Annotated in this window: 10 protein-coding genes; 7 read left to right on the forward strand and 3 right to left on the reverse strand. The window is 60.4% G+C overall.

Going from position 1 to position 12,465, the window contains the following annotated elements:
• Positions 1-117 precede the first annotated feature (117 nt).
• Positions 118-762, reverse strand: a complete 645-nt coding sequence (locus GOB85_RS08145; protein WP_173577098.1) for a 2OG-Fe(II) oxygenase family protein — start codon at positions 760-762, stop codon at positions 118-120.
• Between the two features lie 180 nt (positions 763-942).
• Here GOB85_RS08145 and GOB85_RS08150 point away from each other — a divergent pair, with 180 nt between their 5' ends.
• Positions 943-2,238: a glycosyltransferase family 87 protein gene (locus tag GOB85_RS08150; RefSeq protein ID WP_173577097.1), complete on the forward strand. Its 1,296-nt coding sequence runs from the start codon at positions 943-945 to the stop codon at positions 2,236-2,238.
• Positions 2,239-2,614: 376 nt separating this feature from the next.
• Here the strand turns inward: GOB85_RS08150 and GOB85_RS08155 are convergent, their stop codons facing one another.
• Both GOB85_RS08155 and GOB85_RS08160 read right to left on the reverse strand, forming a co-directional pair.
• Entirely contained in the window at positions 2,615-3,526 is a 912-nt protein-coding gene (locus GOB85_RS08155) for a prephenate dehydrogenase/arogenate dehydrogenase family protein (RefSeq protein ID WP_173577096.1), read from the reverse strand.
• Positions 3,519-4,583, reverse strand: coding sequence for a lysylphosphatidylglycerol synthase domain-containing protein (locus GOB85_RS08160; RefSeq protein ID WP_173577095.1), 1,065 nt, complete (start codon positions 4,581-4,583; stop codon positions 3,519-3,521). The genes GOB85_RS08155 and GOB85_RS08160 overlap by 8 nt, the downstream gene beginning before the upstream one ends.
• A 402-nt stretch (positions 4,584-4,985) precedes the next feature.
• On the opposite strand from GOB85_RS08160, the gene hpnA reads away from it, so the two are divergent.
• The 6 genes from hpnA (at position 4,986) to shc (ending at position 12,461) form a co-directional block, all read left to right on the forward strand.
• Positions 4,986-5,981 carry a hopanoid-associated sugar epimerase gene (hpnA, locus tag GOB85_RS08165; protein ID WP_173577094.1) on the forward strand — a complete coding sequence of 332 codons (996 nt, stop codon included), beginning with the start codon at positions 4,986-4,988 and terminating at the stop codon, positions 5,979-5,981.
• Between the two features lie 12 nt (positions 5,982-5,993).
• Positions 5,994-7,142 (forward strand): glycosyltransferase, encoded by a 1,149-nt coding sequence (locus GOB85_RS08170; RefSeq protein ID WP_173577093.1) that lies wholly within the window; start codon positions 5,994-5,996, stop codon positions 7,140-7,142.
• Positions 7,143-7,232: 90 nt separating this feature from the next.
• Complete coding sequence (hpnC, locus tag GOB85_RS08175; RefSeq protein WP_173577092.1) at positions 7,233-8,168, forward strand: squalene synthase HpnC; 936 nt, start codon at positions 7,233-7,235, stop codon at positions 8,166-8,168.
• Between the two features lie 48 nt (positions 8,169-8,216).
• Positions 8,217-9,122 (forward strand): presqualene diphosphate synthase HpnD, encoded by a 906-nt coding sequence (hpnD, locus tag GOB85_RS08180; RefSeq protein WP_173577091.1) that lies wholly within the window; start codon positions 8,217-8,219, stop codon positions 9,120-9,122.
• Between the two features lie 4 nt (positions 9,123-9,126).
• Positions 9,127-10,461: a hydroxysqualene dehydroxylase HpnE gene (gene hpnE, locus GOB85_RS08185; protein ID WP_173577090.1), complete on the forward strand. Its 1,335-nt coding sequence runs from the start codon at positions 9,127-9,129 to the stop codon at positions 10,459-10,461.
• A gap of 26 nt (positions 10,462-10,487) precedes the next feature.
• Entirely contained in the window at positions 10,488-12,461 is a 1,974-nt protein-coding gene (shc, locus tag GOB85_RS08190) for a squalene--hopene cyclase (protein ID WP_173577089.1), read from the forward strand.
• Positions 12,462-12,465: the final 4 nt, after the last annotated feature.

Below are 12,465 nucleotides of genomic sequence, written 5' to 3' on the forward strand. Positions count from 1 at the left end.
CAGCACGTAACGCTGAGAAGGCTTTTCCAAAGATCTGTGATTTTTGCCGGGTGCCGGGATAAAATCCTCAAAAATACATGCCCCCTGCGGGACATTCTCCACCCGGTCGGGCCACGATCAGGCCGCGAAAGGCAGCCTCTTCGCAAGCGCGGATAATTTGTGCCGGCGCATTTCGGAACGGGCCTTGCTGCCTGTCTCCATATAATTGAGCTGAATTGTATAACGCGGGCCGACATAGCGCCGATGACCATGCCAGCTCGTCGCGCAGTTCGGGAACACCAGCAGCGTGCCGTTGATCGGTGGCACTTCCACAGCATAATTCTCCACGTCATCCGGTCCGCGCAGAAGCCTCAGACACCCCTCCTGCCGTCCAAACGCCGCACCAGGGGGATTGAGATACAGCAGAACAGTCACGCGTTTTGCCGTCGAATCACGATGGATACGCCCGTCCTTTTCACGGGTGCGACCGCGCAGGGTCAGCATCGCCGGAGCATCATGCAGATCCAGATCAAATTTTTCCGCGATCAGAGCCCGTAATTCCGGCCCCTCCATCTGTGCGATCAGATTTTTCACGAGAGGCGAAAGTGTCAGAGCACCGGGTGGAAATGACCCCCCGGACGTGATCTCCGGCATCGACACATGCAGAGCCTTCAGATCATCCGGGCGAATAAAATCAGGCACGACAACATAAGGAAAAGGATCGGTGGCAACCGGAGCGGACCGGAGGGCTGCATAATCCGGGTGAACTGAGGCTGTGGCCATAATGCGTACTCCCTGAGGCCTCTTACTTCCAGTGATGTCCGGCATCGTCTGCGTGGAGTTTCAGCATACGCTGTCACACCATGCCTGTCACATGAACGAAGTCACGTCATTCATAAGCAGAAAGGCAATATTAACCGCCAGGACCGAAGGTTGCGCCCGTTCAGACAGACGGGATGAGGAATGCACGTAGTCCGGCAGTTCATGAAAGCGGCGTTCATGCGCGCTGACTGGCTTACACCCGGCCGTGCGCGTGCCTATTGCGAGATCTTTGGCCTGTTTGGCTGGGCAACTTTCGTGCTGATGCTGTTGCAGCCGTACTGGAATGCCAAACCGGATGCCGTGCCGGTCTTCGGAGATTTCGTCAGCTTCTGGGCCGCGTCGCATCAGGTGCTGACCGGGCACATGGCAGAGGTTTATGACGCCTCAAAACATCACCTCGCCGAACTGGCCGCCTTTCCCGGACAAACTTTTGGAAATTTCGCGTTTTTCTACCCTCCGACATTTCTGCTGACATGCGTTCCGATGGCTCTTCTGCCATCTGCTCTGGCCGCGTCCTTCTGGCTGGCATCTGCCGGCGTCGCATTTGTCCGCGCGCTCAGGCGTATTCTTCCTCAGCCATGGGCGACGATCCCCATTCTCGCATTTCCCGGTTTTGTCATTAATTTTACCAACGGTCAGAATGGCATTCTGACAGCAGCTCTGCTCGGCTGGGGCGCAGTCCTGATGCGTCAACGCCCGTTTCTGGCGGGATTATGCCTGGGGTGCCTGGTCATCAAGCCACAGATTCTCCTGGCAGCGCCCGTTGTTCTGCTTTGCGCGCGTCAGTGGCGGGTGATTGCCGGAGGCATCGTTTCAGGCATGACTCTGATCGCTGCCTCATGGATGGTATTCGGGACAGTCGCCTGGACAGGTTTCTTCCGGATGAGCCGCTCAGCGCGGCAGACATTCGAAATGGGGCATGTTCCCTTCTGGAAAATGCAGAGCGTGTTTACATCTGTCCGGCTCCTGCATGGCAGCATATCGCTGGCATACACGATTCAGATCACAACAACCGTGCTGGTTCTTTCATGCGTCGGATGGCTGTGTTTTCACCTGAACCGGAAAAAAGCGGATCAGTCCGGGGCCGGTCCGTGCGCCCCTGAAATGATGCTCATGATCGGAGCTCTTCCATTCTGTACCCCGTTTCTTCTCGATTACGATCTGGGATGTCTGGCCTTCCCGATGGCCTGGGTGCTGGCGCGGGCTCTGAAGACAGAATGGCTGCCCGGAGAGAAATTCATTCTCTTCCTTGCCTATACCTATCTTTTCGGAGCCAGGTTCTGCGGCCTCTTAATCGCAGTGTGCCCGACACCGATCATCGCATCTGCCTTGCTGCTGCTCGTGATACGCCGGGTCGCCCCGGACGTCTTTGCGTCTCTGTCTTCCTGCGTCACGCGTCTGTTCCGCCGCCACAGAACTCTGGCGGAAATGAAATAATACCCTGAGCTGTGAAGACTGATTTCGGGATCAGGTCGCCCGGACCCGGCAGAGGCCACAGGCCCCTTGCACCCCGATTTGTTAAAAGGCTGTTTCAAAAGCCCCTTATAATAAATGGCCTGCAAAGCCTCTGTTATCTTTAAGTGCCTGCTCCCTCCCAGGGCTTTGCCCTGGAACCCACCAAAGGTCACAGACCTTTGGAAACCACATTTTATTATTAATCAATCTGGGTGCAGGGGCCTGCGGTCCCTGCCGGGTTCGGGCAGAGCCCGGTCTTCTGCCAGTCCATTGAAAAATCACTGATCAACACGTAACGCTGACAGAACCTTTGCCGGACTGCAGGGCAGAACCCTGCCAGCCCCGCACCGGTCAACAGTCAGGCCTGATGGTTCCCGATCAGACTGCGACGAATCTGGCGACCGCGTTCGATCCGATCGACGATATAATCGGAATCATCCCACCGGATCGCACGGGCCATCGCCTGAGCGTCCTCCATGAAGCGGGCCAGCATTTCCAGAATCGCTTCACGGTTGGACAGGAAAATGTCCCGCCACATGATCGGGTCAGACGCCGCAATGCGCGTGAAATCACGAAAGCCACTGGCTGCGAAGTCAAGCACTTCCGAGCGCGTCTGATCCGCGAGATCGTCCGCCGTCCCGCAGATCGTGAAGGCCAGAAGATGCGGCAGATGACTCACGATGGCGCAGACCCGGTCATGATGCTCCGGGGCCATGGTCCTGGTGCGCGCGCCGCACCGTTGCCAGAGCGTTTCGACGGCTTCGACAGCGCTGTCGGAGCTCACATCCTGAAGAGGCGTCAGCAGACACCACCGGTCATCGAACAAAGTCGCAAACCCGGCGTCAGGACCGGAAAATTCGGTTCCCGCCATCGGATGGGCAGGAACGTATGAAATATCCGGCCGAAGCGATGGTTTAATCGCTTCAATCACAGCAACCTTCGTTGAACCGGTATCAGTGAGAATCGCGCCGGAACGCATGGCCGGGACGACCGTTGCCGCAACCTCGCCCATGGCACCGACCGGCACGCAAAGCATGACACAGTCAGCGTCCGCAACCGCGGAAGCGGCATCTCCGGTCACTTCATCGGCAATGCCGAGTTCCCGCACCCGGTCCCGAAAGACAGGATTGACGTCAACCGCAATCAGCCGCCGGGCCAGCGTACCATCACGACGGGCCCGGTGCAGAACCGATGCGCCAATCAGCCCGGGCCCGATCACCACAAGCGTATCGAAAAGCGGATTGGCGGAAGAGGCAATACGGTCATCCATGCGGCGCTTCCTCCACCCTGACAGGATTCGGCTGGTCCGTTACAGCATCGGAAGCAGCATTGGTGCGGGCGCGCAGGCTGCGCATTTCTGACGCCTGCCACAACAGCAGAACCGGAATCCCGATAGAGAACTCGCGACCACGCCGCAGCAGCGCGAGTGCAAGCCCCACGGATGACGGCAATCCGAAGGAATGGGCCAGGGCCATGTAAGCGCCCTCGAGAACACCAAGCCCCGCCGGCACCAGAAACGATGCCGACAGAAGCCCGCAGGTCACACCCTCAATGGCGATGGCATCGAGAAAACTAAGATGGCTGCCGAGCAGAAGAACAGTCAGCCAGAGCAGTCCGGCACTGCTCACCCACCCTGCGAAATGGATGGCCGCCGATGCCGAAATACGGCCCGGATGCGACCACGCGTCGTCCATAAGGGTCTGAAGCGTGCTGGCCCCGTCCAGCATCGTCGCCTGCCACTGACCCGCGATGTGCTGCCCGAGAAAACGCACCGTGCGTTTGACCGCAGTGCCGCCTCTCTGCTGGGTCCAGATGAAGCCCGCAATGCCGATGGCGAGCAGAAGCGCGCCAATAATCACCGGTTTGACCAGCGGGTTAGAGCCCGCGCCGATTGCCAGAAGAGTGACGGAAAGCAGGATGAACACGATCTGCCCGAGAACCTCGGTCGTGATGTCCACCACATTGGCGCATGCCGCTTCCGGCCACTCAACCGGACCCTCGTCATTGCCATGCACGCCGTGGTGCCGGCACGTCGCGCGAATGCCAAGAACGATCCCGCCAAGCTGTGAGAAGGGCAGGCAGGTCGCCGCGGAATCGCGCACCAGTCTGGCTTTGAAGAGATGGAGGAAACTCATCGCGGGAAAGGCCGCGTGCCAGGCCGCGCCCAGCACCAGATCCACGCCCACCTGGGCCAGAACAGTGATAATGAAACCGCCCGCGCCAATGCGCATCACGGCATCAGCAACCGAGCCGAAGCCACTCCAGGCTGTCGCGGCTGTGATGACCGCCAGCCCGAGAAGGGTGAGCAGAATGGTGAGCTTCTTCAAGGCGCAATGATGTCCACTGGTTATAGCCCACTCAGATCAGGGCAACGCGATATACCGGGTGCGATGCAATCTTCAAATCTATGTCTGACCCCGACGGGTCACATATCCGGATGGCATGCGATCTCCGGAAAAATCCACATTGCGCTCATTCACGCTGCTTCCGTTCCAGGCCGCGTCCTGACTGTCTGAGAACACAGACCGGCAGTAAAAACAGGCTTCCACAGAAGAAAACAGGGCCTCGCCATACACCACACCATCTTTTCGCGCCAGTCAGTTACAGGATGGCCAGCCTGACGCCTGACAGGAATGCGGTTTTGTTTCGCTACCCGCTCTGGCCTTTCGCGGCCTCATCGGGATAAGCAATGAGCCTCTGTGTTACCGGATGCTGAAGGACTCTGTTGCATGACTGCGCCGACACTCGTCACAGGTGCCACCGGTTTTGTGGGGTCGGCCGTCGCGCGTACGCTCCTCTCCCGCGGCCATAATCTCCGGCTGATGGTCCGTGAGGGAAGCGATCGCCGGAATATTGCCGATATCCCGGCCGAACTCGTCGAAGGCGATCTCTCGCACCCGGCAACATTCGCCCGCGCCGTCGCCGGATGTCGCTATGTCTTCCACGTTGCGGCGGATTACAGACTGTGGGTGCCCGACCCGGCGCCCATGATGGCGGCCAACGTCGAAGGCACCCGACTTCTGATGCTCGCCGCGCAGGCCGCCGGCGTGGAACGCATCGTCTACTGCTCGTCCGTCGCAGCACTCGGGCTGATCGGGGATGGCACGGTGTCGGATGAAGAGACCCCCGTCCACGAGCACTCGGTCATCGGGATCTACAAGAAATCGAAATACCGCGCCGAGCAGGAGGTCCTGCGCCTGACGCAGGAGAAAGGCCTTCCGGCCGTCATCGTCAATCCGTCAACACCCGTCGGTCCACGGGATATCAAGCCGACACCGACCGGACAGATGATCCTCGACTGCGCCGCCGGACGGATGCCGGCTTACGTCGATACCGGCGTCAATATCGTGCATGTCGATGATGTCGCGGAAGGCCACGCCCTGGCCCTCGAACGCGGTCGAATCGGCGAAGTCTATATTCTTGGCGGACAGAACTATCTGCTTGGCGATCTTTTCCGGATGGTGGCTGAAATCGCCGGAGTGAAGCCCCCGCGGATCAGTCTGCCTCAGGAAGTCATCTGGCCGGTCGCTGTCGCATCGGAGTGGCTGTCGCGTCGTTTCGGAATCGAACCCCGCGTCACCCGTGAAATGCTGGCCATGTCGAAAAAGAAAATGTTTTTCTCTTCGGATAAGGCCATTCGCGAACTCGGCTACCACCCCAGACCAGCGCGGGAGGCGGTGAAAGATGCGATTGACTGGTTCCGTGAAGTCGGAATGCTTCGATAAGAGAACAGGGTAATGGCGGGTTTCTGCGCCGCGCTTGCCGCGCTCATCTGGCTCTTCCTCATTTTTTTCCACGGACGGTTCTGGCAGGCCGGCCCGATCCTCCGGCGCGCCAGGGCAAAAGCCCCTCTGCCCCCGGTCAGCGTCGTGGTCCCCGCACGGGACGAGGCTGAATCGATCAGAAGATGCACCGCGTCCCTGCTCGCACAGGATTACGCGGGCGCTTTTCGCGTCGTTCTTACGGATGACGGAAGCACGGACGGAACCGGGGCGCTGGCACAGGGCCTGCCCGATCCGGACGCCCGCCTGACTGTCCTTGACGGTCAGCGCCGTCCGTCAGGCTGGAGCGGCAAGCTCTGGGCCGTGCAGCAGGGGGTTCTCCGGGTCCGCGAAGACAGCCCCGAAGATCAGGGCTACATTCTCCTGACCGATGCCGATATCGAGCACGATCCCGGGCATGTCTCGACGCTTGTCGAAAAAGCGGAACGGGAAAAACTCGACATGGTGTCGGAGATGGTCGAGCTGAACTGCACCAGCGCCGCCGAGAAAGCGCTGGTGCCCGCCTTCGTATTCTTTTTCGCCCTTCTTTACCCCTTCGCGCGCGTCAACGATCCGGCGAGTCGGACTGCCGGCGCCGCAGGCGGAACGATTCTCATCCGCCGGGACGCCCTGACCCGCATCGGCGGCATCGAGGCGTTAAAAAGCGCCCTGATCGACGACTGCACGCTGGCTGCTCACGTCAAGCGGACCGGAGGCCGGATCTATCTCGGTCATTCCTGTCTGGCACGGTCGATTCGTCCTTATCCGCACCCCCGCGACATCTGGAAGATGATCGCCCGTACGGCCTACGTGCAACTGCATTATTCTCCCCTGCTGCTGCTCGGAACCGTCCTCGGCATGGCCCTCGTCTGGATCGCCCCGGTTTTTTTCGCGCTCTTCAGTAAAGGGCTGCCACGTCGGATCGGCCTCGCGGTCTGTCTGATTTCAATGGGATCATACATACCAACCCTGCGTCGGTTCAGGATGTCGCCCCTGTGGGCCATCCTGCTGCCCGTCGTCGCCGTATTCTATACAGCCGCGACCGTCAGTTCCGCCGTCAACCATCACAGGGGACGCGGAGTTCAGTGGAAAAACAGAGCCTATACAGAAGCCGGTCACGACTGATGTGTCAGAGCATCATCGCAACGCGGATCTGTGTGCTTCGCGCCGCGATGGTGTAGGCATCTGCCACGGGACCGTGTAAAGCAGCCCGCCATGCTATCGTACTCTCCTTCTGCAGGCCTGAATGAGCCTGCCTCCGGGACTGCCGCTGCCCGGACAGGACGTGTTGTCGCCGGAATCGATCCCTGGCTGGCACCGGACGTCTCGTCCGGAAAGGGCGAAACAGATGAGAATTTTCCTGTCGGGTCCCTGCTTTTCCGAAAAAGCGTCAGAGAACACATTCACGCTTATTATGACTTCGCCCGCTTCAGTGACGATGTTGCCGACAGCGAGACACTGACACCGGAAGAAAAAATCGCACGGCTTGACGCGATGGAAGCGATCATTCGCGGACACGCCAGCGCACCGGACCGGAAAGACGCCCTCTCCGCAGCGCGGCTGCGGATCAGCCTGCTGCGAACCGGCCTTCCGTTTGAAGTCGCGACGGATCTTCTGGTGGCATTCCGGGAAGACGCAGTCACGCCGCGCTATCAGACACAGAGCGAACTCGATCGCTACTGCCGTTACTCGGCGAATCCGGTTGGCCGCTTCCTTCTCGGTCTGCATGGCGAAAGCGAAGCAACCTTCCCCGCTTCGGACGCGCTCTGCACCTCATTGCAGATCCTGAACCATTTGCAGGACTGTCAGTCCGACCTCCGGCGCCTGAATCGCTGCTATGTGCCGCTTGATCTGCTCGCCCGCCACGGGCTTGGAACAGATGCACTTCTTGAATCGCGGACGGCGCCGGCGCTCCGTGATGTATTCAATACTCTGCTCGATGAAGTGGACCGGCTTAATGCCCGGTCAGTATTTCTCGTGCAGAGAGTTCGGGTTCCACGGATGCGCATGTATTGCGGAGCCGTGATCCGGCTGGCGCACCTGCTGGCGGCGCATCTGCGGACAGGTGATCCGCTGGCGGAGCGTGTTGCTCTGCGGAAAACGGATTTTGCCCGTGCGGCTCTGTCCGCTTTCCGGGCATGGAAAGCCTGAGACAATGACCTTTGCAGGGCCGGTGCCGGCCGCGCAGGAGAAAATGCCATGAAAGACACGATCAGAACGCATGATGAGCCGACGCCGCTTGGCTGCGATCCGGCTGATCTGGCCCGTGTCGAGGCGATCGTGCGCCAGTCCGGAACGTCATTCGCGGCGGGCATGCGCGTGCTGCCGCCCTATCGCCGATACGGCATGTACGCGATTTATGCCTTCTGCCGCATCGTCGACGATATCGCCGATGGTGACACGCCGTCTTCACTGACCGGCGCGGCGCGGCTTCAGGAACGGATCACGCAGCTGGAAGCCTGGCATGAACGCATTGCACGGCTTTACAATAACGAAACCCATGATGCCCTCGATCGCGTCCTTCATGCGGCAATCCTCTTCTTTGCCCTGAAGCAGGCGGATTTTGACGCTGTCATCGACGGCATGACGATGGATGCCGGCAGCCCGATGGTCGCCCCCGACGAAGAAACGCTCGATCTTTACTGTGACCGGGTGGCGTCAGCCGTCGGTCGCCTGTCCGTCCATGTTTTCGGCGACAGTTCGGAGCACGCCGTCCGCGTCGCGTATCATCTGGGTCGCGCGCTGCAACTGACTAACATCCTGCGCGATGTCGCAGCCGACGCCAGACTTGGCCGGCTCTATCTGCCGCGTGATCTCCTGGCACGGTTTGACGTCCCGGCGGACCCGCAGCGTGTTCTGACGGCCCCCGGTCTTGCCGGCGTCCTGCGCATCATGGCCGCAAGAGCCCATGATCATTTTCGGAATGCCTTTGCCGCAATGAAAAAATGTGACCGCCGCGCCATGGTTCCGGCCCGCATGATGGGCGGAAGTTATCTGGCGATTCTGAACGCTCTGGAACGACGCGGCTGGGATCACGTGCTGACGCCGTCACCCGTCTCGAAGATTCGCAAGGCCGCCGGAGTTCTTCAGGCTTTCGCGGCCTGATATCATGGCGCGTCGTATCCACATTGTCGGCGGCGGTCTCGCCGGCCTGTCAGCCGCCGTCGAAGTGGCTGGAAGCGGCCAGCATGTGATCGTGCATGAAGCCGGCCCGGCATGCGGTGGCCGGGCGCGCTCCTATGAAGACCGGAAACTCGGCTGCCGCATCGATAATGGCAATCACCTGCTGCTGACGGCCAATCAGTCCGTGTTCCGCTATCTCGGCCTGACCGGCGCGCTCGATACGATCACCGGTCCGGAGCGCCCGATCTTTCCATTCGTCGATCTGGCCGAAGGCGGTCGCTGGACACTCGATCTCTCGCCCGGTCGCATCCCGCTATGGGTGCTGAGTCCGCGCCGCAGGGTTCCCGGAATGAGACTGGGTGAACTCATCAGCCTGAAACGGCTGATGGATGCCGGCCCGGAACAGACAGTGGCGGAATGCCTGCTTCCCGGACCGTTCTCGCGTCGCCTGCTCGACCCGTTTTCCATCGCCGCCCTGAACACGCTGAGTGACGAAGCAAGCGCCGCCCTGCTGGGCCATGTCATCCGGGAATCACTGGCGAAAGGTGGCCGCGCCTGCCTGCCGCGCTTCCCGAAAACCGGGCTTTCGGAGAGTCTCGTCGATCCGGCCCTGTCGCATCTTTCCGTGCTGAAAGCCGATGTGCGGACCAGCCGCCGCGTGACAGAGATCAGAACCTCCGGTGACCGCGTGACCAGTCTGTGCTTCCCCGATGAGACGATCGACATCGGTCAGGATGACGTCGTTATCCTCGCCGTCACCGCGCCGGTCGCGGCATCGTTGTTACAGACCGCTCTTCCTGACTTTAAGGCGCCGGATGCCTTCGAAGGCATCCTGAACGCGCATTTCCGTCTGGAGACGCCACCGCAGGCACTGGGTTCGTTTGGTGAAGCCCGCTTCATGGGCGTGATCGGTGCGCTGACAGAATGGATTTTCCTGAAAGGCGATGTGGTTTCCGTCACGGTCAGTGCTGCCAACCGTTATGCCGCGCGTGATCCGGACGAACTCATGGCTGCTATCTGGGGCGAGGTGAAGCGGGCTCTGGACACGATGCTGGCCGCGCCATTACCTGAAATGCCGGCGGCACAGCGCCTGGTCTGGGAAAAGCGGGCAACTTTCGTGGCAACACCGGAACAGTTGCGCCGCAGACCCGGCGCCCGCACGCCATTCGCCAATCTCGCACTGGCCGGAGACTGGACGGCAACACAATTGCCAGCCACGATCGACGGTGCTGTGCGATCAGGTGTTGAAGCCGTGCGCGTCCTCGGATTGCGCGGGCCTTATGGTGAAACAACTGGAGCCGTCGGTTCAGCCGCGGCGTAAAAATACCGGAGGAAAGACTGCAGATCATGCTGGATGTAACGGATTCCGCCACCGCTGCCGCTTCCGGGCTTGATCCGAATCAGCTGGATCACGTGATCGGGCAGGCTCACGCAGCACTGTCCAGACGTCAGAAAGACGACGGTCACTGGGTATTCGAACTTGAGGCAGACGCAACTATCCCTGCCGAGTATGTCCTGCTGGAACATTTTCTCGACCGGATCGACCCCGGGCTTGAGAGCAAAATCGGCGTCTATCTTCGGCGTATCCAGGGTGATCACGGCGGCTGGCCACTCTATCACGATGGTAAATTCGATCTGTCAGCCACAGTGAAAACATATTTCGCACTGAAATGCCTGGGCGACGATATCGATGCGCCGCATATGCGGCGCGCGCGCCAGGCCGTCCTCGATCACGGCGGGGCGGAGCGCAGCAATGTCTTCACACGTTTCCAGCTTGCCCTGTTCGGGGAAGTGCCATGGGACGCCACGCCGGTCATGCCGGTTGAACTGATGCTGCTGCCCCGTTCGGCATTTTTCTCCGTCTGGAATATGTCGTACTGGTCGCGCACCGTCATCGCGCCCCTCCTCGTTCTCGCCGCCCTGAAACCCGTCGCGATCAATCCGCGCGGCATTCACGTACAGGAACTGTTCGTCACCGCCCCGGATCAGGTGAAGGACTGGATCCGCGGTCCCTACCGTTCAGTCTGGGGCCGGGCCTTCAAAGTGCTTGATCAGGTCCTCCGTCCCACCACAAAACTGATTCCGGCTTCAACGCATCGCCGCGCGATCGACGCGGCCGTGAAATTTATCGAACCGAGACTCAACGGCATCGACGGCCTCGGCGCGATCTATCCCGCGATGGCCAATACCGTGATGATGTACCGCGCCCTTGGCGTGCCCGACAGCGACCCCAGAGCCGTCACCGCATGGGAGGCGGTCCGCGCGCTGCTGGTCGGGCAGGGCGACGAGGTCTACTGCCAGCCCTGCGTGTCACCAATCTGGGATACCGGGCTCGCCGGACACGCCATGATTGAAACTGCCAGTGGAAAGGATGGCATCGCGCCGGAGGCCACGAAAGCCGGGCTGAACAAGGCGGTGGAATGGCTGCGCGACCGACAGATTCTCGACGTGAAAGGCGACTGGGCCATCAACCGCCCCGACCTTGAACCTGGCGGCTGGGCATTCCAGTACCGTAACGATTATTATCCGGACGTGGACGATACAGCGGTGGTCGGGATGCTGCTGCATCGCCAGAACGACCCGGCAAACGATGAGGCGCTCGAACGCGCGCGCGCCTGGATCATCGGCATGCAGAGCACAAACGGAGGCTGGGGCGCCTTCGATGTTGATAACAACAAGGATCTGCTCAACTACATCCCGTTCGCCGATCACGGTGCTCTGCTTGATCCTCCCACGGTCGACGTCGCGGCCCGCTGTATCTCGTTTCTGGCTCAGCTCGGACATAATGAGGACAGACCGGTCATTGAGCGCGGCATTCAGTTCATCCGCGACGAACAGGAAAAAGACGGATCCTGGTTTGGTCGCTGGGGCACCAATTATATTTACGGAACCTGGTCGGCGCTCTGTGCGCTGAACGCGGCCGGCGTTTCCCATGATGACCCGATGGTTGTGCGCGCGGTAGAATGGCTTCGTTCGGTTCAGCGCCCGGATGGCGGCTGGGGCGAAGGTTGCGAAAGCTACGAAAACGGGCCGCGCGGCATTTACAAAGAAAGCCTGCCATCGCAGACCGCCTGGGCAGTTCTGGGGCTCATGGCGGTCGGTCGGCGCGATGATCCGGCGACCGCGCGCGGCATCGCCTGGCTGGCCACCCACCAGGACGAAGACGGCGAATGGCAGGAGCAGCCATACAACGCCGTTGGCTTCCCGAAAGTCTTCTACCTTCGTTATCACGGCTACAGGCTGTTTTTCCCTCTTATGGCGCTGGCGCGCTATCGCAATCTGGAAAGCAGCAATACGCGCCACGTAGCCTTCGGCTTCTGAAAGT

It is taken from the genome of Acetobacter fallax (genome assembly GCF_011516735.1).
Classification (GTDB): Bacteria; Pseudomonadota; Alphaproteobacteria; order Acetobacterales; family Acetobacteraceae; genus Acetobacter; species Acetobacter fallax.